The following is a 20,932-nucleotide window of genomic DNA, read 5'->3' as shown; positions in this document are numbered from 1 at the left end:
CGGGTACATCAAGGCCGTGCCTGGATTGGTGATGTTGAAATTGATGCCCCTGAGCACGCCGAAGCCGAAAATCTTGCCGCGATTGCCTACGTACGGCCGCACGATATTGAAGTCGACCGTGTCATTAATGGTGAATCGGCATTGCCAGCACATGTTGTTCATATTCTCTCGGTGGGTCCGGTCGTCAAACTAGAATTGGCGCAAGAAGATAACCAAAACAAGAATCTCATTCAAGTTGAAATCAGCAAGGAGAGATTCCGGGATTTGCAGTTAGTAAAGGGTGATCAGGTTTTTATCAAACCACGCCGTCTTGATTTGTTCCCCCATCAACTGCATTAATATAGCGCAATTCAATATTAGCAAAGGGATCAGCCATTGAATTTTCAGCAACTTCGTATCATAAGTGAAACCGTTCGTCAGCATTACAATCTGACGGAAGTCGCCAATGCCTTATTTACCTCACAGTCTGGTGTCAGCAAGCATATCAAGGATTTGGAAGATGAATTAGGTATTGAATTATTCATTCGCAAAGGCAAGCGAGTGATTGGGTTAACTGAGCCTGGTAAAGAACTGATCAAGATCGTTGAGCGTATCTTGTTGGATACCCGGAATATCAAACGCTTGGCTGAGCAGTTTAGTCAGCACGATCAGGGTCAGCTAACGATCGCTACTACCCACACCCAGGCACAATATGCCTTGCCCCCCATGGTGCGACAGTTCAAGAAAGCATTTCCCAAGGTGCACCTGATACTGCACCAATCCAGCCCAAGCGAAATCGTATCCATGTTGCTTGACGGCCAGGCAGATATTGGTATCGCAACCGAAGCATTGGAAAGCACAGCTGATTTAATTTCTTTTCCCTACTATACATGGCATCATGTCATTATCGTACCGGCAGGACATCCGCTGCAGTCGGTTCACCCTCTTACGCTCGAAGCCATCGTAGAATTTCCGATCATCACCTATCACCACGGATTTACCGGACGGTCAAAGATCGATCAAGCATTCGCTCAGGCAGGGTTAGAGCCTGATATCGCCATGTCTGCTTTGGATGCCGATGTGATTAAAACCTATGTCGCACTAGGACTGGGTATTGGCATTATTGCATCGGGAGCGTTTGTACCAGAGCGAGACTCCATATTGGTCAAACTAGATGCCTCACATTTATTTGAACAGAATACTACTTACATTTCGATTCGCCAGAACCACTATTTACGTGATTTTGCCTATTACTTCATAGAACTTTGCATTCCCACCGTCAGCGAATCTATTAAGATTCGATCATGCCTTCGTCAGGGTTAAACAAGTATTATATGCAGATTCAACATGATATCCAATTCACCGAATTCAATTGACAGTAAATCTCATAAATGCTACCGTCCTATAGCTGTTTTCCCGGTATTTCTGTTAGTTATTCCATTTCTCAATCAAAATGGACTTTGTCGGCTTCACCTAGCCGTATTATTTATACAGTCTGCGGCTTACCTTCGCGTCATTTTTGATTTGGAAATGAAATTACTAATGATGCGCAGTTATTTGGAACATGAAATCGGATATGCCAAAAAATCATAAACCGGAAATTTGAAGAATATCAAATTTTAGGAGAAGACAGGTTTTAATCTCCTGAATATTGCTCGATCCACTCTTATTTCTTTTCCATGGCAGAACCTTCCGGAACACATGTTTCCCCTTAAAACGCCAGCAAAAAGGAGGTTATAACGCCATGAATGAAGCATTAACTTCTCAAAGCAAAGTCCTGGTTACAGGACCGACCAGTTTTCTCGGTTATCATGTTACTCAATGCTTGAACAAACGGGGTATCCGCCCACGCGTCCTGGTATCCCAAGACGCGGATGCCACTTCCCTGCGCAATCTGAATGTAGATATCGTTCAGGGAACGGTTATGGATGAAGCTTCGCTACGTGCTGCCTGCGAGGGCATCAATATAATATTCCATCTATCCTTTCTGGTCAGTATTGGTGGAGGACTTGAGACGCGCATGCAGGAATTCAATGTAGGCGGTACGCGCCGAGTACTAGATGCGGCTGCCAGCGCAGGCGCGAGCCGCGTAATCATAGCCAGCAGCGCGCTTGCCGTAGGGGTCAACCGCAATCCGCAAGCAATCGACGAAACAGCAGATTGGCGTATTCATCATTTTGACTTGGACTATGCCCTAACCCGGCGGCAAGCCGAAGAGGAAGCACTTGCCCGTTCAAGTCCTGGCTTTGCTGTCATCGCAGTTAATCCTTCTTTTACTATGGGTCCTGAGGATTATGTCGGTGCACCTGCTAATAAGCTATTGCAGGTTGTCAGTGATGAGAAACTACCGATGACCTTTACGGTCGGTTTTGGTTGCCTGGATGTGCGTGATTTTGCGGAAGGGATGGTGCTGGCTGCCGAACGCGGACGTCCCGGACAGCGGTATCTGTTGAATGGTCATAATGTAATGGTGGACGATCTCCTGAAGCAGGTTGCAGCCATTGCCGGCGTTAAACCGCCCCGTTGGCATGCACCAATTTGGGTAGCCTATGTCATAGTTACTTTGCTTCAGATCGTTAAATTCCTGACGAGAAAGCCAGCTGCCATCACTACCAGCGTACTCCAGATTCTAGGCCGCTATGCCTGGTATGACACTAGCCGCGCACAGCAGGAACTCGGCTGGACGCCACGTCCGCTTCGGGAGACACTCGAGGATACCCTGCGCTGGTTACGTGAAAACAAAACTCAATAATGCAAGAATTGCGAAGAGAACGGATTGGATGCAACCGGTATCCAATCCATCATCAGAAACCAATCTGAAGACTTATCGCATACAAATTCTGCTCGTCCATTTTCAGCTCGCTACGTCGCTCCAGCGAACCGAGTCTGAGCATCGCACGTAGCGATTCCTGCATCGTGATCTCCGAAGCATAGCGGCCAAGGCACTTATGCCGCCCATAGCCGTGCTGCAGGTAAACCAAGCTTTGAGGCGCTTCTCGGACACGCTCCTGATCCTGCAAATAAGGCCGCAACTGCTCATCACGAGTGATATCAAAGGCTGTTGGATTCGGCACCACTTCCGGATCCAGCATGGCCGCAGCATAGGCGGCAAAAACGAGTGTCCCTTTACGCAAAGGAACGCCAGCGAGCACATCATTGTCTTTTACGCACATCCGTAATAACACCTCTCCTTGGGGCCTTAGACGTAAGGCTTCCAGGGCATATTTACGGAGCTCCTCCAGACTTTGCGCATAATCTGGTTCATCCGGTTCCACTGCGGCCCAATGTAATGCTTGTTCAAAACTGGTGCTGTCTAACATTTCGTACTTACCTTCCTTCAAGCAAAGCATGGAATCGAGAATACGCGCAGTCGCTTCCTGAGGATTCACTACTGCACCGACCACCGTACCAAACACATTGGATCGGATCATTGAATCTGACAAACGTCGTGTTAACTCACCCGCAGGCAGCGATGCACCCAGTAACATGGCAAATTCCTTTTCCAGCTTATCTGCATCTCGGTTCAACTCAAGCTGCATGCGAAGCAGTCTTGTCAGCATGGTATCAGGTACTGCTTCCCCCTGCTGCAAGCGTGCTTTGTAGTGTTGAATTAAAGCGAATACATAAGCGCTCAGGTATTCGGTCGCAATAATGCCGCGCTCACGGAATTCAGCAAATTTAGGATAAGCTTGATTAAAGTTATTGAAGATATTGCGAAAAGCATCTTTCACCCAGCTGAATAGATCCTCCGCAGTAGGCACCATACCTTCTTTTATCTTCGTAAAGGTAAAAACTTTCTGCAGATTTTCGTCAAGGGGAAAATGATCTCCTCCTCGCAGTCCAGTTAACACTGACGGGGCGCCTGCATCATAATAGTGGATCCCCAGATAATCGCCTACGATACGTAGTGGTACAAACTTAGCGACTGTGGAGACCACATCAATTTTACCTACACCCTCGGCTTGCGCCTGGCGTGTCCAGCGTTCAGCCTCATCACGTGTCAAGCGTAAGAGCGTATCTTTGTCAGCGCGTGACACTGCGCGCCGCAATATCACATCATCCAGCCGGTAAAGATCATCTCGGTCATTACCCAGCATGAAATGCGAATAAGCATCGGGATGCTTCGCCTTGTCATCCGTGGCCCGCGCCATTTCTGCTGCGTATGGATCCACAGTAAAGAGATCTGTGCGCTCCAGGCAACGGATGACTTCCGGATGACGCATAACCACTACAGGGCCAATCGCTGGTTTGAAGATTGGCATGGTATCCCTTGGTTGCGCTAGCAATTCGTGGAACATCGCATAGGGCATAGTAGCTAACCATTGGGAAATCACTTGCGCGACAGCGGTGCCACGTACCTTCGCGGCGGCGGTAAAAGCCGCAGCTGCTGCTTCCGCCGCTTGCTTATCTCTGGTGTAAGCATCAGGATCGTTGACATACTTGGGATCATCTGGACTGGGAAAAACAGGAGGCGGTGAAGGTAAAGGCGAGCCTGCTTCAGATTTCGCAATATCATTTAAAAAGCTTGCACTTTGTATTGGCTGAGGTGGTGAATCCGGCGTTTCCCCTTCCCCACGCAATAGAACACCCTGTTTCTTTCCTAAGGCGATTTTGATCAGCTTGATTATTCTGCAAGCCATACCATAAAACTGATCCTTTATCGTCATCCTATTGGGTTTGGCCATAGCGCCTCCCGTCTTTATAACGTTTTCATGTATTCGATGACAGCACGAACCTGATCATCGTTCCATTCACTGCCATAGGTATGACCAGCATTCGAGTTTCCGCGCAGTGTCGTATCATGTTCAGCAAAATGCACGGTATCGCCAGGGCCATATTCATCGAGCGCCGGTGCCTTGTCCCAAATAAAGCCAACCTTCTCTTCGTCATACCTGATATTTCCGCGAATAAACTTGGCTGGCCGTTCAGCAGGTCGGAACAGATGCCACAAAGTCGGGACCGAACCGTTGTGGAGATAAGGTGCCTGCGCCCAAATACCATGGAGAACATCAGCTTTATAGCCCGATTCGTCACCGCGTGGCGTGATGAAATACGCCTCATCATCAGCAGCGCGGCTACCTCGCTTAGGTAGGCACCAATCACTGCCGTCCTCCTTCTCCACGTAAAGCTCGCAAGCCTCACGAGTCAACTCAAGCAATCCTAGACGTGCTGTTGGCGTGATCTGTGTTGCTCGATTCATGTCAGTACCTACCTTATAGACCTTTTTATTCTGAGAAAAATGGCACGCAGATGCACACTGTTGCTCGAAAAGCGGCTTGCCTTTGGCGGCCAGATTGAGATCTACTGTAAAGGGATAAGGAGCTGGAGGCAAATCATTGATAAATGGATTCATCGCTTCATGAATGCGAACATTTACCTTAGATGGATCACCTACCGAAGAAACACCCGATGCGAGCACCCGAGCCTCGGGTGCCTGATTTGAGTCCCAATTAGCAAAGCCATGGTCACGAGAAAACCATAAGCTCTTAATATCAGAAGCACCTGGATCATGCGGCATCCATTCAGCAGCGGTCTTAAATAATCGCTCGCCAGCTTGCTTGATCCGCTCTTCCTTTGAGAGGTTTTCCAGGCCGGCAAAGAAGGGGTGATCATCCGGCAAGCGCGCAAAGAAGCTGTCTCGTTTTGCATGCAAGGCGACCAAACCAGCAGCAATACCAAATGCATCCATGCGCCCCGGACGAGGGCCAAATACATCGGGTGCTTTTTGTCCATTTTTGTCGGTATACATCAGCTTGGAAGCTAGCGCCAGATACATTAATTCCGTCTTTTTGGCCGAACTAATCAGAATCTGGGCTGCATCTTCCATGCGACTTAATATACGTGCCACCTGAATCTTGGCACGCTCGGCATTTGCCAATCGCTGCTCCGGTGTCTTGCCACCATAAAACCAGGTAGGATCAGCTTCAACTTTACTCTGGAGAAAGGTGGCAATCTTGGCAACCTCATCAGAATTAACCTCTATTTTGCTTGGATCGGAATTAACTTTGATGAGCTTTTTACCGGTCTGATATAGGAGTTTTGCATAAGCTTGCGCATCGATTTCGCTGTTAGGCGCACCTATAAAATGCCGCACACGATCTTTAACGTATACCCTGCCAGTATGACATGCGCTGCATGAGAAAAAGACATTGTCAGTTCGGCTATCTTCCGGCACATCCGTATCTGGCACAGTAAAGAATCCGTAAGGCAGAGGATGACGCTGCTCTGGCGGAAGCAGCTTACCTGACTCAGGATCATAATCGTCCGGATGAGGACCGAACCCCAGCTTACCTAATGAACCTTCACCTTCCCATATATCAGGATACACTTCGATTACAGCACGTAACAGTACAAAAGGCACTCCATTGAAAGCGAGCGGATAGGCTTTGAACCATTCGTAGCCCAACTGATTGCTGTACCAGGGTGTACGGGTTTCGCCGTCAGTTTCGATTCGCTTGATAGTAGTATCTTTTATATAGGTAGCCTGCTGTTGTTCCCGTTGCGCTCGCTCCTCATCCCAGCTACGGACCTGCTGACCGGGTAGCTGGCCATCCCCTGTCTGGGAGTCTTTACACGAAATGAGCACTGCAAGGGTAAACATGATCACTCCGCAGCGGATCATGGTCGAAGTGAAAAAGCTCGGATTCTTCATTAAAGCCTCCCGGCTAGTTAGTGGAAAATTATTCTAACCTACTTTTTCCATAATGACAGTGTCAATTAAATAATGAAAAAACTTGTGGGAATAGCTGTATTTCTAAATTTGATTTTTATTACGTTCATTTCAATTCTGGCGGCCATTGCAAACGTTGAATTCCTTTTTTTTGCCCTCGGTCAGGGCTATCTAGCGCGACATTTGCCAAATAAATACCGCTGGATACAGGCACAGCAGATGCAATCGAGGCAAGTTCAGGACCTTTATAGAAAGCCGAATATAATGGCTTACTTCCATCTGGACTCAATACAACAACACCAGTTCGCTGTGTTTGCGACAATAGCAATGAAGTTGGCAAACGCATCAATAGTGGTTTGATCCAGGCATTCTCATGCATCCACGTCAGCAATGGGCTTCTTTCGGTGAACATTGATAGCCAGATTCGCCCCTTTACATCCCGATCCATTCCATCGGGCATCCCCGGGAGAGTATCAATTACGACTTCGAAATTTCCCGCCTTAGGGCCGTTGACATAAAACCGTGTTACCTGAAAGAGCGATGTTTGGGTGACAATTACCGACTCTTCACGGGCAAGACCTGGATGTGGGTCATAGAGTATGCCATTGATAAAGTGAAAACCTTCAGCAATAAGCCGGGTCGCACCACTCTCGATATCATAACGCCATAAACGGCCATTGGGAGCAAGCGCAATGGCTTCATCAATTGCGTCATCTGCTGAAGCATTCTCATAATAGAAAGGCTCGGAAAAGTAGATACGACGACCATCTTCACTTACTTCCAGATTGTCACAGACAGCAATCTTGCGACTTGGAGCGCCGCTGCCATCGCTCGCTATTTCTGGAGCATTTGTATCGTTATCAGCGTAGACAATGGGCTGCTGGAGATTAATTTTTGTATCCGGGACTTTCAGCACAAGCGGTTCTATTGAACGCGTACTGATATCGAGTCGATATAAACCAGCCACTTCACCAGGCGGTCTATTTTTATAAGAACCGGAAGAACAGAAATAGATATAGGACGGATTGCCTGGAGCCTCATGAATACCCCAAGCCATCAACGGCACATCGACTAGAGGTTCAGCGACAATTCCAGCCAAATCGACTTTCCAGATTTTCCCATCATGCGCAGTAACCAGCGCGGTTATTCCATCATCCAGGAAGACGGCATCATCATATGCCGGAAGTTCCAGAGGAAGCGTTTCTAAACCAGTAGGAAACTTCTCAGATTGGTCTACTGCAACAATCTTTTGAGCAATCGCTGGATTGAAAGCTATGGAACCTGCAATGCAACAACCAATCTCTTCCCGTGGTGCAGCCATATTCCACCATGCTACCAATACACCGACTAATGTTAAAGCAATAATCCATTTTTTCATCTATCCTCCCTCTTATTTCATCCTGGTCAGAAAAATTGCGAAACAAACAATCTAATAACTCGTGGAAAGAATCGGGTCAAATCAATAAATGATCTCTGACGGTTTCTAATATTGCTCTATTACCGGAATATTTTTGTCTGTCATATTTCTATCATACATTTAATTTAATATCTATCTCATAATATTTTATTGTATCCATATCATCAACAATACAGCTCATCTACCAGTACTTATTTTTTACTTACTTAGCAGATATTATTCAATCTAAGAGGTTAGATTTAGCCAAAATTGAATAATGAAACAGGGTTAATGTATTAAAAATAATAACCTTATTATTAATAATCTTAATTATGCTCGATTTTAGGTGATGACGCAGCACACCACGTCTAATCGGTATAACAAGCAAATTAATTACCAATATGTTTCCTGTAAAGAACGTATTCATAATATGGTTATTCTCAACTTCTCAACAAAGTAGCTAAACAATAATTTTTAAAGATCGAAAGGAGTGAAATTTAAGTTGTTTAATGGAGGTATCATTATGAAGGGAAGATTCTTTTTGTTGGCTGGGCTGATGCTTGTGTTTTTGTCTGCTTGCGCACAAATGAGTCCTGTAGGAAGTGTTCAAAATAACGAAATCCGTACTACTCACCGTCTTGCCATAGACCATAGCAATCACGAGTCTTTAGCAAAATATCATGAAAATATAGCTAAAGAGATGCAAGGGAAATTACAAAAGCAAAAGAAACTACTTCAGGAATATGAAGATCATAGCCAATACTATGGCAGAAGGGGTTTAGATCTCAAATCCCATGCCAAGGCCAATATACGCTATTATGAGCAATCATTAAAAGATAACCTAAAAGAGGCCGCAATTCATAGCAAAATGGCAAAAGAGCAAAAAGAGCTCAATTATACTGACGCAGAGAAAAACGCAATTCCGATTCAATTAAAAGAGGAAGCAACAAAACCACTTAAAGCTAAAGCCTCCGAAAAATCTGAAGAATCATTATAGAAATTAAAAATTGAGCAAGCTGCGTTATCAACAGCTGAGCGACATCCGTAGCTTGCTTCATAGTTTTTTATTCTATTTCCGAATAAAACATGACGCGAAGACGAGCCGCAGACAGTAATACGAGAAGAAAAAATCAACAAAGGTAGATTTGATTTAGAAAAAAAAGGGAGCTAAATTTTAATAGTATCTTCTAAGCTTCACATTGAAAAAAAATTATTAAAAAGGCAGTATAAAATCAAGTGAAAATAAAATTTGATCCTTATTGCCAGCAAAAGGTCGATAAGCAGGCGCTTTATAAGCATCGACCCTATCATAGCGTATATTAGGGCTGATATTGAGTTTTTTTAATGCCTTCCATTTAAGTTTCAGTGCCTTAGCCACTTTCCAGTTCATTCCAATAGTAACTGCATAATAATCGGCAGGCGTGACCGTTACGCTGCTAATATCGCCAGCAAAACTGGTTGCTCTCCCCTCAACAATATTAGTAGCAGCCGCGATTCGGAAAGGTGATGGATTACGGAAACCATCAGCATCACGAAACCATTCGCCACGAATACCTACTGATAAATTATCAGTTAGATCATAATACAAATGCATGATGAAACTATACCATTCAGCATCTTTAACGACATTGGTATATTTCAAATTGTTCAGCAAAACCCTGCCAGCATGACCATATACATGATGGAGAACTAGCAAGGTTTTAGGGGTGAGTTTGTGCTGCAACACAATGTTATAGAATCCCCATGGCTCGCTGCTGCGCGTGGAAGTTTCACTATAGGTGCCAGAGAGATGAAGTGACGTAGCGCGATTATCACTGGTCCAGGTAAAACCGCCAATCCCCCCCAGTTACCCAATTCTTTATCCCACCCACCGTCCCACCCACCCATAGCGCTACCAGTAATCCCACCCTCCATAATTAACCAATTCTCATTAAGATTATAGTTTGCCAGAAAACCTGTGTGGGTAAAAGGTTCACCGATATTCAAAGTATAAGCGCGTGAATAAAAAAAGTTGTCGGGTGCTGGAACTGTTTCAAAGCCTGTTGGCGTATAGAAGTGACCTAGCTTGACATTGAGACCATTTCCAATAGGTGCATAAGTCTCTATGTAGGCCTGTGGAAGTGCAATCCCGTAGGTACGTGTAGAAGAGCAGCACAAGTCCAGATCCCAATTACTTCTATTCAATGGTTCCCCTGTATTGACATCAAAAGCCGGCACACCAAAAGCTTGAGTGAAAATGGCGTCTGTACCAAACATGAAGTCGAAGCGCCCGCCAAGATCCCATACATTTCCCGTTGACACCACAGGACGCTGCATAAACACATTAAATTGATTGAGCTGAAACTTGTCGGCTTGATCATTAAAAATGACAGGACCATTATATCCATCAATTTGACTGGGGTTAAAAGTTGCCCCCGCATTAAACCAGCCACCAAATTCTATCCGCTTCTCTTTAAGAAAGTTTATTAGATTATTAGCCCTAAGGTTATCACAGTGCGAAGCGATAAATAGCATACTGGTTGTTAGGACAAATAACAGCCATTTGAGGTGTTTCAGCATGTATTCCAGCTTAACAACTACTCCGAAAAATCAAGGATAAAAAGCTCTGTTACTTAACAAATGAGAGTTGCTCACTCTATTATTGCAAGTGGAGCAACTCATTGGGGCAGGATATTATGGAAATAATTATTAACTGTAGTCAGTCATATAAAGAAACATACCCATTATATTTTATACGGCATTCTCGATTTCACTTTCTTTTCAACCAATGGCCAATGCCGATTAATGAAAAAAGCCAAGCAATGGGCAAGAAATCAATTTAAATACTATACTTAGCTTTATTCTGAGAAAAATTCCCGTGCTTTTTCCATCCATGATTTTGCCCGTGGACTATGACGGGAATCATCCTTCTGGCTAATATCCTCGAGTTCCTGTAATAATTCTTTCTGTCGTGACGTTAGATTGACAGGTGTCTCTACTACGACATGACATAGAAGATCGCCCGCAGCATGGCTACGAACACCTTTTATTCCCTTGCCTCGCAAGCGAAAAATCTTACCGGTTTGCGTTTCTGGAGAAATCTTGATCTTTGCATGACCATCCAGTGTTGGCACCTCAATTTCTCCTCCCAATGCTGCAGCAGTAAAACTGATGGGTATCTCACAATGTAAATCATTACCATCCCGCTGGAATACAGAGTGGCTTGATAAATGAATCACAACATACAAATCCCCTGGCGGACCGCCATTGATCCCTGCTTCACCCTCACCAGATATGCGAATACGATCACCTGTATCAACACCTTCTGGGATTTTAATACTCAAGGTTTTATGCTGCTTGACTCGACCTGCACCATGACACGATGAACATGGCGTACTAATAATTTTACCACTGCCATGGCATTTGGGGCATGTTTGCTGAATAGAGAAAAAGCCTTGTTGCATTCTCACCTGACCATGTCCATCACAAGTCGTACAGGTTTTAGGAGTAGTCCCAGGCTTGGCACCATCACCGTGGCAAGTATCGCAAACCACCATAGTAGGAATACGAATTTTAGTTTCAGCACCGCGAGCGGCTTGCTCCAAGGTGATCTCCAAGTTATAGCGTAAATCAGCGCCGCGCTGAATATTAGATCGCCCACCGCCACCCCGCATACCAAAGATATCAGTGAAAATATCGCTGAATACATCACCAAATCCTTGCGCTCCGGCTCCTGCCGCACTCGCATCTACACCTGCATGACCATACTGGTCATATGCCGCCCGTTTGCTGGAATCAGACAGTATCTCATAGGCTTCTTTAGCTTCTTTAAAACGCTCCTCAGCCTTGGCATCACCAGCATTTCGGTCTGGATGATATTTCATTGCTAGCTTACGATAAGATTTTTTTATTTCACTTTCGTCAGCATCTCTGCTGACACCAAGAACGTCATAGTAATCGCGTTTACTCATAAAAGTTTCCGACTTATCAAGATATAACATCAAAGCAGTAAAATTTATTTATCAAATACTCTGCTAGATACAATAATATCCCGATTTAATTCTGGTTTATAAAGTTAACCATATTTTAATAAACACCAAAACGCAGAGTAAGCAAGGAGTCCTTTTATACCCTTGCATCTCTGCGTCCTGGCACTAATACAACAAACTGGGAAAATTATTTCTTGTCTTTTACTTCTTCAAATTCAGCATCAACCACTTCACCTTCTACTGGCTTCTCCTCTTTTTTTGCAGAGGCTGATTCAGTGGTCGATTGTGTGGACTGTGCCTGTGAATAAATCTTTTCTGCCAGTTTTTGAGAAGCTTCAGTCAGCGCTTGAGTCTTTTTATCAATAACAGCTTGGTCATTCGATTTAAGCGCTTCTTCCGCTTCTTTCAGTGCAGCTTCAATTTTTGATTTTTCATCTGCCGCCAGTTTGTCGCCATATTCTGTCAGAGATTTTCTGACTGAATGGATCATAGCATCACATTGATTACGGCTATTGACAAGCTCCAGCGCTTTCTTGTCTTCTTCAGCATGCGCTTCAGCATCCTTGACCATGCGCTGAATTTCTTCTTCTGCCAAACCCGAGCTTGCCTGTATCTTAATTTTGTTCTCCTTACCGGTCGCCTTGTCTTTAGCTGACACATGCAAAATACCATTTGCATCTATATCGAAAGCCACTTCGATTTGCGGCATACCACGTGGGGCAGGCGGAATATCCGTCAAGTTAAATTGCCCCAGACTTTTGTTGCCAGCCGCCATTTCCCTCTCACCTTGCAACACATGAATTGTCACCGCAGTCTGATTATCATCTGCTGTCGAAAACACTTGTTGCGCCTTGGTCGGGATAGTCGTATTCTTCTGGATCAGCTTGGTCATGACCCCCCCTAGTGTTTCAATACCCAACGACAACGGTGTCACATCGAGCAACAATACATCCTTGACTTCCCCTTGCAAGACGCCACCTTGTATGGCCGCACCAATTGCAACGGCTTCATCGGGATTGACATCCTTCCGTGGTTCTTTACCAAAAATTTCCTTGACTTTATCCTGTACTTTGGGCATACGAGTCTGCCCTCCCACCAGGATCACATCATCAATATCTGAGAAAGACAAGCCTGCATCTTTAATGGCAGTACGGCATGGCGCAATGGTACGTTCAATCAATTCTTCAACCAGGCTTTCCAATTTCGCACGGGTGATCTTTATGGCAAGATGTTTCGGTCCTGAAGCATCCGCTGTGATATAAGGCAAATTGACCTCTGTCTGCTGACTAGAAGACAACTCAATCTTGGCTTTCTCTGCCGCATCTTTCAAACGCTGCAATGCAAGCATGTCTTTTTTCAGATCAATACCGCTTTCTTTCTTGAATTCATCAACCAGATACTCGATGACGCGCGAGTCAAAGTCCTCGCCGCCAAGAAAGGTATCCCCATTGGTAGCAAGCACCTCAAATTGATGTTCACCCTCCACCTCTGCAATTTCGATAATGGAAATATCAAAGGTGCCACCGCCTAAGTCATATACCGCAATCTTACGATCGCCTTCTTTTTTATCCATGCCGAAAGCCAAAGCTGCTGCAGTCGGCTCATTAATAATGCGTTTGACTTCCAAACCAGCGATCCGGCCTGCATCCTTGGTAGCCTGCCGTTGCGAATCATTAAAATAAGCAGGTACCGTGATCACCGCCTCTGTTACCGTTTCTCCCAAATAATCTTCAGCAGTTTTCTTCATTTTCATCAGCACTTGTGCTGAAATCTCAGGTGGTGCAATTTTTCTGCCACGCACTTCAACCCAAGCATCACCATTATCCGCACGAACGATACTGTATGGCACCATCTTAATGTCTTTCTGCACCATCTCTTCGTCAAAACGACGACCAATGAGCCGCTTTACGGCAAATAAAGTATTCTTTGGATTGGTCACAGCTTGACGTTTAGCAGCCGCACCTACAAGAATTTCATTATCATCCGTGTAGGCCACGATGGAAGGAGTTGTGCGTGCACCTTCTGAATTTTCAATCACCTTAGGTTTACCACTCTCCATTACGGCTACACACGAGTTGGTGGTGCCCAAGTCGATCCCAATTATTTTTCCCATACTTACTCGATCCTTTAAGAAGTTAAAACTAACAATTTATTTAAAATCTGGAAATGGAGACTTTTACTGAAATCTCAAGTATCTTTACCCTTTGAAACCGCTACCATTGCCGGGCGAATCACTCGATCATGCAGCATATAGCCTCTTTGTAATACCTGGGTAACCGTATTGGGGGCAAGTTCTGATTCCACCATACACATTGCCTGATGCTGATGAGGATCAAATTTCTCACCCTGTGGATTGATGGTCTTAATATTAAACTTCTCAAAAACAGCAGCCAGCTGCTTCTGTGTCAATTCCACACCATTTTTAAAATTTTCCAGTGTTGCATTCTCAACTGTCAGCGCAGCTTCCAGGCTATCCATAACTGCCAGCAATTCACTCGAAAATTTTTCAATGGCATATTTATGCGCATTAGTAACATCTGACTGAGCACGCTTACGGATATTTTCGGCATCTGCCTTGGCACGTAACCAAGCATCGTAATGTTCCACCGCCTTTAACTCGGCCTCTTTTAATAGCTCCTCCATACTGGGCATGATCTCTGCTTGAGACTCGGTCTCTTGGGCATTTCTCTCTTTGGAAGCTTCAGCTTCATTTACTTCGTCATTTACCGATATCAACTCTTGTTCATCTGTTTGCGATTTGTTTGATTCTTGCATACTTACCTCCCGTTTTTGGGTAGTTAAATTGGGGCAGTTACTCCAATTTCAATCCATTTAATCTATTTAAACATCAAAAAATGACATAACCACGAGTAAAACTGATAAAGCACTATTTATAACATACTGATATTCATTAACAAATAGCGCTCATTAGCTATCGATTCTCGTAGCTAGCCAGGTCGCTAATCCCGTGTAACTTTGTGGGGTTAATTCCAATAAACGTTGCTTGTCAACTAATGGAATATCAAGATGGTCAATGAACTGACGCAAGGTTTCTTGAGTAATCCCTGCTTTTCCGCGTGTCAGTGCCTTAAGCTGCTCATAAGGATTAGCTATCCCATATCGACGCATCACTGTTTGAATAGGTTCAGCCAGCACCTCCCAAGCATTTTGTAAATCTTGTTGCAATCGTATGGGATTAACCTCTAGTTTACTTAATCCTTTAATAGAGGAATCATACGCTAACAAGGTATATCCAAGTGCTACGCCCATATTGCGTAACACGGTCGAATCGCTCAAGTCGCGCTGCCAGCGAGATACCGGGAGCTTATCGCTTAAATGCCTGAATAATGCATTGGCCATCCCTAAATTGCCCTCCGAATTCTCAAAATCGATTGGATTAACCTTGTGCGGCATAGTAGATGAGCCTATTTCTCCTTCCTTGGTTTTTTGTCTGAAATAACCCAATGAAATATACCCCCAGATATCGCGATCCATATCCAGCAAGATCGTATTGACACGTGCATAAGCATCAAACAACTCCGCGATGGTGTCATGCGGCTCAATCTGCGTGGTATAAGGGTTAAAAACCAGACCTAGTTTCTCTACAAAAGTGCGTGCAAATTTTTCCCAGTCCAGCATAGGATAGGCTATCGTGTGTGCATTGTAATTACCTACTGCACCATTGATTTTGCCTAAAATGGACACGCGCGCAAGTTGCTCATAACCACGCTGCAGCCGATACACTACATTGGCAATTTCCTTACCCATAGTTGTTGGGGTAGCAGGCTGGCCATGCGTACGAGCCAGCATGGGAACATCTGCCAGTTGATGCGCCAAATCCGTCAGATTATCGATGATCTTTTTGAGCATTGGCAACATGACCTGATTGCGGCTGACTTGCAGCATCATGCCATACGAGAGATTATTGATATCCTCTGAAGTACAAGCAAAATGAACAAATTCGGTGACTCGGCTAACTTCAACATTTTCTGCCAAAACTTCTTTTAGCCAGTATTCAACTGCCTTGACATCATGGTTGGTACGCGCTTCAATCGCCTTGACTGCTTCTGCATCAGTAATGGAAAAATCGTCTGCGAGATGATTCAGTTGCTCAATCGTGGTAGCAGAAAAAGCAGGCACTTCAGTCAGCGCCGGTTCATTACTCAACGCTTTGAGCCATTCAATTTCTACCCGTACACGATAATGAATCAATGCGAACTCACTGAAATAAGGCCGCAAATCTGCAACCTTACTGTTATAACGACCATCCAGGGGTGAAAGTGCATAAATAGGTGAAAAACTCATTTTTGCGGTATCCTTGTTGTAACAAGTATTTTAACATAGGCCGTTATACCCATAAATGACGCAGACACCTATAATCAGCAATTAAAGCACTGCCAAAGGATAACACTATGAAGCTGATTGGCTCATTGACCTGCCCCTATGTACGCAAAATTCGCATCATTTTGGCTGAAAAACAGATTACCCATGATTTTGATATAGACACGCCCTGGGACACCAATACACACGTTACCTATCACAATCCCCTAGGTAAAATACCCGTGCTAGTCATAGATAATGGAAGAACATTGTTTGATTCACGTGTCATTGCAGAATATTTGGATTCTCTGGAGAATATTGCCTCCACTCTTTTCCTTATTCCAGAATCTGGCCCTCACCGGTGGGAAGTAAAGCGTTGGGAAGCACTGGCAGATGGTATTTGTGATGCGGCAGCAACCATTTTCATGGAACTTAAACGTCCTGATATTCAGCAAAACCATGAATGGATAAGCCGTCAGCAAAAGAAAATTGATCTGGGTTTGGCAGCTGCCGCTATGGAATTAGGCAGTCACGACTGGTGTGAAGGAGAAGCTATGACGCTAGCCGATATTGCACTGGGCTGTGCGATCGGTTACCTGTCCTTCCGCTTCCCACAAATTGAGTGGCGCAACTCTTATTCCAATCTTGCCAAGTTGATTGACAAACTAGAACAACGTGAATCATTTATCAGCACGGCACCGAAGAATTAAGCTAATGAATGCTGAATATTGCCCGGGCACAAAGGTGTGAAAACATAGTTACGCCAAAACGAAGTTTTGTCAAGATATTCCTAACGAGCGCCCCAAGCGCAAAACGGCGGAGATGAAAAAACGAGCTTTGCGAGTTTCGGTGGCATCACATTCAAATCGGTCAAATAGATAGGCGAGGAATGAGTTCCACCTAATACAGCAATAAATCATTCACTACCAGCAATTATCCCTCCACCCAGACATACCTTGCTTTCATACACTACCACAGATTGCCCGGGTGTGACTGCCCACTGTAGCTGCGCAAAGTCAATCTCGCAACTCCCTTGATCAAGGCGCGTAATGGCACAGGGTGCATCAGTCTGCCGATACCGTGTTTTAGCTGCATACACCCAGTTGCGATGAGGCGCCTTGCCGCTGATCCAAGACAAATCGGTGGCCAATAAGGTGGAACGAAGCAATGCAGGATGATCATGCCCCTGCACCACGATCAGCACATTTTTTGCTCTATCCTTCCCTGCAACAAACCATGGCTTGTCATTGCCATCTTTTACTCCACCAATACCTAATCCCTGCCGCTGGCCAATGGTGTAATACATCAAACCGATATGCTTGCCAACCCTTATTCCATCTGGTGTCTGGATTTCACCTGGCTCATGCGGTAAATATCGATTGAGAAATTCGCGGAATGGACGCTCGCCGATAAAACAGATACCGGTACTATCCTTCTTAGAAAAATTGGGTAAATTGTGCGCACGCGCGATTTGACGTACCTCCCGTTTGTAAAGATGTCCGATAGGAAATAATACCTTAGCCAGTTGTGCCTGGTTTAAACGGTAGAGAAAATAGCTCTGATCTTTGTTGCCATCCTCACCTTTCAATAACTGATACGAGCCATGAATGTTACGTACCTGCGCATAATGACCAGTGGCAATAAAATCTGCACCAAGGGTAATAGCATGATCAAGAAATGCCTTGAATTTGATTTCAGCATTGCATAGCACGTCAGGATTAGGCGTTCGCCCCGCCTTATATTCTGCAAGAAATAAATTGAATACACGCTCTTTATACTCAGCCGAGAAATTGATTACTTCCAGCGGAATATTGATGATATCTGCCACCGATACTGCATCAAGAAAATCCTGACGGGAAGAACAATATTCATCAGTATCATCCTCTTCCCAGTTCTTCATGAACAAACCAATGACCTCGTAACCTTGCTCTTTTAATAGTAAGGCAGCAACAGAAGAATCCACTCCACCGGACATACCCACTATAACACGTTGTTTTTTCATATTTTCAATCGTAATGTATTAGAATTTCTAGAGGATAGCGTTTGCCAGCCAAATAATCTTCAATACATTGCATGACGAGCGGGCTGCGATGGCAACTTCTTCGTTCACGAATCTCATTCAAATCAAACCAGTCAGCGCGCAAAATCCCGCTATCCAGCGTTCGATTTGGATCAAAGTCGGTCACTATACCAGACAGCGCGAAGCGCAAAAAAGTCGTATCAGCAGCGCAAGAGTGCCACTGATAAATACCAATCAGCCATTGCGGAATAAAAGTATAAGCGGTTTCTTCTAGAGCCTCCCGAATACTGGCCTGAATAATCGACTCGTTGGGCTCCAAGTGGCCGGCGGGCTGGTTAAGTTGCGCTCCGAGCTCCTGTTGATCTTCCTCTACCAATAGATATTTGCCATTTTGCTCGATAACGGCAGCAACCGTAACATTAGGTTTCCAAATCATGGTGGCTGTACAGATTAATTTAATAAAGAAACATCTCTATAAAACTTGCTATCATCATGCCAGTAATACATTGATGAGAGTATATTTTTCATGCATATTTCAATCATTATTCCAGCTTTCAATGAAGAACGTTTGATTGGCCAGTGCCTACGATCTGTTACTGAAGCGCTTGCCGCCAATCATGATTTTGGTTTTACTCACGAAATCATCGTGGTCGATAACAATTCTACCGACAACACAGCCAAGCTGGCAAAGCAGGCCGGGGCGCGCGTCGTTTTTGAACCCATCAATCATATTGCGCGCGCACGCACTGCTGGCGCTGCCGCCGCTACCGGCGATTGGCTGATATTTCTGGATGCAGATTGCTGGTTGAATACCGGATTATTAACCGACATCTTTCGATTGATCAAGCAAGGCAAACATGTCGGCGCTGGCAGCACGCTGCTGATGAGAGGAATGCCTTGGTGGGCAAATGCCATATTAAAGCTATGGACAATGCTGTCGGTTTTATTCGGCTGGGCGGCGGGTGCATTAATAGCATGTAACAGCAAAGCATTTCATGAAATAGGGGGATTCAATCTGGAATTATATGCAGCAGAGGAGATTGAATTCAGCCAGAAACTCAAGAAATGGGGTCAAGCCCATCATCTCAAATTTGCAATTTTAACAGCACATCCACTTGAAACCTCTGCAAGAAAAATTAAACTTTATAGCAGGCGAGAAGTTTTTGGACAATTTTTGCGTCTTATCCTTCATCCCCACCGATCGTTACAAGACAAAAAATGGTTATCGATGTGGTATGACGGACGACGCTAGCACTTGACCACACATATGAATCCTACGCAAAATACCGATAAAAGAACTGCTCCTATACATTGGACCCATGTACTACTGATTGTGCTATTCACCATTGTCATTACCATCTCTGTCACTTACTGGGTACTTAAAACCTATATTTTCGCTACAGCCTTTACACCAGTGGTACTGAACACCCAGGAAGAAAAAACCCTCCAGGCTAAACTGCATGCTCTCGGTTACGAAGCTGGATTTTTATCACGCCCTACTAATACTACGAAAACTACGAATCTGAAAAAAAACGGCGAAATCGACGAAAGCGGATTCCTGAAACCAGAACCCTACTCCGAAGAAAATGCCCCGCGTGCAATCAGTTTCACCGAACGTGAACTGAACGCGTTACTCGCTAAAAATACCGATCTCGCACAAAAACTAGCTATTGATCTCACTGATGATCTCGTAAGCGCAAAACTACTCATTCCACTTGAAGAGGATTTCCCGGTACTGGGTGGCAAAACATTCCGTTTCAATACTGGCATCGGCATGGCCTATCAGCATGACAAACCTGTCATCATCCTCAAAGGTGTCAGCATCATGGGTGTCCCCATCCCTAATGCTTGGCTGGGTGGAATAAAAAATATCGATCTTGTTAGTGAATTTGGTGTCGATCCAGGATTCTGGAAATCCTTTTCGGAAGGAATCGAGGATATTCAGGTAACAGAAGGCCAAATCAATATCAAACTCAAAGAATAGCCTGCTTTCTTGCAATAAAATTATGGCAAGCTCTATAAACCATGACCCAAAAAAAGAACGACTTTTAGCATTATTGACTCACTTTACTTTTGAACGTGCTAACTGGCAGTATCGGAAAATTGTCTTTATATATATCTTGAACGCTATCTTTTCTTTTCCAAAAATTTAAGGATTACCCGCTATGCTCTGGATTAAATCATTACACATCATTTTTATGGTTACCTGGTTTGCTGGATTGTTTTATTTACCCCGGTTATTTGTTTATCATGCCATGTGTAACGATCAAGCGGGAATTGATCGCTTCAAAGTGATGGAGCGTAAACTTTACTACGGTATAATGACACCTGGTGCACTACTGACACTGATATTTGGAAGTTGGCTATGGCTGGGTTATGGTTTTTCCGGCGCATGGCTACAGGCTAAATTAGCTTTGGTCGTGCTGTTAATCGCCTATCATCTATACTGCGGTAAGCTATTAATCGATTTCAAGCGTAATCGTAATCAACACGGCCATATTTATTATCGCTGGTTCAACGAAATTCCTGTTGCTATCCTATTTGCAGTAGTCATCCTCGTCGTGGTCAAACCTTGATGA

Annotated in this window: 17 protein-coding genes and 1 pseudogene; 8 read left to right on the top strand and 10 right to left on the bottom strand. The window is 44.5% G+C overall.

The genetic code is table 11. The annotated features are described in order from the left end of the window. From BM122_RS12140 to BM122_RS12125, 3 genes are all read left to right on the top strand, one after another. Window positions 1–339: TOBE-like domain-containing protein (locus BM122_RS12140; RefSeq protein ID WP_177198117.1), on the top strand; the 339-nt coding region annotated here is incomplete at its 5' end. Between the two features lie 36 nt (window positions 340–375). Further along, entirely contained in the window at window positions 376–1,302 is a 927-nt protein-coding gene (locus BM122_RS12135; protein ID WP_074905800.1) for a CysB family HTH-type transcriptional regulator, read from the top strand. Between the two features lie 421 nt (window positions 1,303–1,723). Beyond that, window positions 1,724–2,731: an NAD-dependent epimerase/dehydratase family protein gene (locus tag BM122_RS12125; protein ID WP_074905798.1), complete on the top strand. Its 1,008-nt coding sequence runs from the start codon at window positions 1,724–1,726 to the stop codon at window positions 2,729–2,731. A gap of 52 nt (window positions 2,732–2,783) precedes the next feature. Here BM122_RS12125 and BM122_RS12120 read toward each other — a convergent pair whose 3' ends face one another. The 3 genes from BM122_RS12120 to BM122_RS12110 form a co-directional block, all read right to left on the bottom strand. After that, window positions 2,784–4,664 carry a cytochrome P450 gene (locus BM122_RS12120; RefSeq protein ID WP_074905797.1) on the bottom strand — a complete coding sequence of 627 codons (1,881 nt, stop codon included), beginning with the start codon at window positions 4,662–4,664 and terminating at the stop codon, window positions 2,784–2,786. A gap of 14 nt (window positions 4,665–4,678) precedes the next feature. After that, the gene (locus BM122_RS12115; protein WP_074905796.1) at window positions 4,679–6,631 is read right to left on the bottom strand and encodes a c-type cytochrome; all 1,953 of its coding nucleotides are present in this window, start codon (window positions 6,629–6,631) and stop codon (window positions 4,679–4,681) included. 124 nt (window positions 6,632–6,755) lie between these two features. Next, window positions 6,756–8,027, bottom strand: coding sequence for an SMP-30/gluconolactonase/LRE family protein (locus BM122_RS12110; protein ID WP_074905795.1), 1,272 nt, complete (start codon window positions 8,025–8,027; stop codon window positions 6,756–6,758). Between the two features lie 541 nt (window positions 8,028–8,568). Here BM122_RS12110 and BM122_RS12105 point away from each other — a divergent pair. Continuing rightward, the gene (locus BM122_RS12105; protein ID WP_074905794.1) at window positions 8,569–9,042 is read left to right on the top strand and encodes a hypothetical protein; all 474 of its coding nucleotides are present in this window, start codon (window positions 8,569–8,571) and stop codon (window positions 9,040–9,042) included. Window positions 9,043–9,258: 216 nt separating this feature from the next. Here the strand turns inward: BM122_RS12105 and BM122_RS12100 are convergent. From BM122_RS12100 to purB, 5 genes and pseudogenes are all read right to left on the bottom strand, one after another. After that, a pseudogene (locus BM122_RS12100) lies at window positions 9,259–10,559 on the bottom strand (porin). Between the two features lie 323 nt (window positions 10,560–10,882). After that, complete coding sequence (dnaJ, locus tag BM122_RS12095) at window positions 10,883–11,995, bottom strand: molecular chaperone DnaJ (RefSeq protein WP_074905803.1); 1,113 nt, start codon at window positions 11,993–11,995, stop codon at window positions 10,883–10,885. 205 nt (window positions 11,996–12,200) lie between these two features. Further along, window positions 12,201–14,126 carry a molecular chaperone DnaK gene (gene dnaK, locus BM122_RS12090; RefSeq protein ID WP_074905793.1) on the bottom strand — a complete coding sequence of 642 codons (1,926 nt, stop codon included), beginning with the start codon at window positions 14,124–14,126 and terminating at the stop codon, window positions 12,201–12,203. A gap of 74 nt (window positions 14,127–14,200) precedes the next feature. After that, window positions 14,201–14,788 carry a nucleotide exchange factor GrpE gene (grpE, locus tag BM122_RS12085; protein WP_074905792.1) on the bottom strand — a complete coding sequence of 196 codons (588 nt, stop codon included), beginning with the start codon at window positions 14,786–14,788 and terminating at the stop codon, window positions 14,201–14,203. 153 nt (window positions 14,789–14,941) lie between these two features. After that, window positions 14,942–16,318, bottom strand: a complete 1,377-nt coding sequence (gene purB, locus BM122_RS12080) for an adenylosuccinate lyase (RefSeq protein WP_074905791.1) — start codon at window positions 16,316–16,318, stop codon at window positions 14,942–14,944. 107 nt (window positions 16,319–16,425) lie between these two features. Between purB and BM122_RS12075 the strand changes: the two genes are divergently transcribed. Then, complete coding sequence (locus BM122_RS12075) at window positions 16,426–17,043, top strand: glutathione S-transferase (protein ID WP_074905790.1); 618 nt, start codon at window positions 16,426–16,428, stop codon at window positions 17,041–17,043. Between the two features lie 206 nt (window positions 17,044–17,249). Here BM122_RS12075 and mnmA read toward each other — a convergent pair whose 3' ends face one another. Both mnmA and BM122_RS12065 read right to left on the bottom strand, forming a co-directional pair. Beyond that, window positions 17,250–18,335, bottom strand: coding sequence for a tRNA 2-thiouridine(34) synthase MnmA (mnmA, locus tag BM122_RS12070; protein ID WP_074905789.1), 1,086 nt, complete (start codon window positions 18,333–18,335; stop codon window positions 17,250–17,252). 4 nt (window positions 18,336–18,339) lie between these two features. Beyond that, the gene (locus tag BM122_RS12065) at window positions 18,340–18,789 is read right to left on the bottom strand and encodes an NUDIX hydrolase (RefSeq protein WP_074905788.1); all 450 of its coding nucleotides are present in this window, start codon (window positions 18,787–18,789) and stop codon (window positions 18,340–18,342) included. Window positions 18,790–18,879: 90 nt separating this feature from the next. Between BM122_RS12065 and BM122_RS12060 the strand changes: the two genes are divergently transcribed. The 3 genes from BM122_RS12060 to BM122_RS12050 all read left to right on the top strand — a co-directional run bounded on the left by BM122_RS12060 (window position 18,880) and on the right by BM122_RS12050 (window position 20,929). Continuing rightward, window positions 18,880–19,605 (top strand): glycosyltransferase, encoded by a 726-nt coding sequence (locus tag BM122_RS12060; protein WP_074905787.1) that lies wholly within the window; start codon window positions 18,880–18,882, stop codon window positions 19,603–19,605. 15 nt (window positions 19,606–19,620) lie between these two features. Next, window positions 19,621–20,337, top strand: coding sequence for an arginine N-succinyltransferase (locus BM122_RS12055; RefSeq protein WP_074905786.1), 717 nt, complete (start codon window positions 19,621–19,623; stop codon window positions 20,335–20,337). A 181-nt stretch (window positions 20,338–20,518) separates the two neighbouring features. Continuing rightward, window positions 20,519–20,929, top strand: coding sequence for a CopD family protein (locus BM122_RS12050; protein ID WP_074905785.1), 411 nt, complete (start codon window positions 20,519–20,521; stop codon window positions 20,927–20,929). The last annotated feature ends 3 nt before the right edge of the window (window positions 20,930–20,932 follow it).

It is taken from the genome of Nitrosomonas communis (assembly GCF_900114745.1).
Taxonomy (GTDB): domain Bacteria; phylum Pseudomonadota; class Gammaproteobacteria; order Burkholderiales; family Nitrosomonadaceae; genus Nitrosomonas; species Nitrosomonas communis_A.
This window is presented reverse-complemented; position numbering and strand designations above follow the sequence as displayed.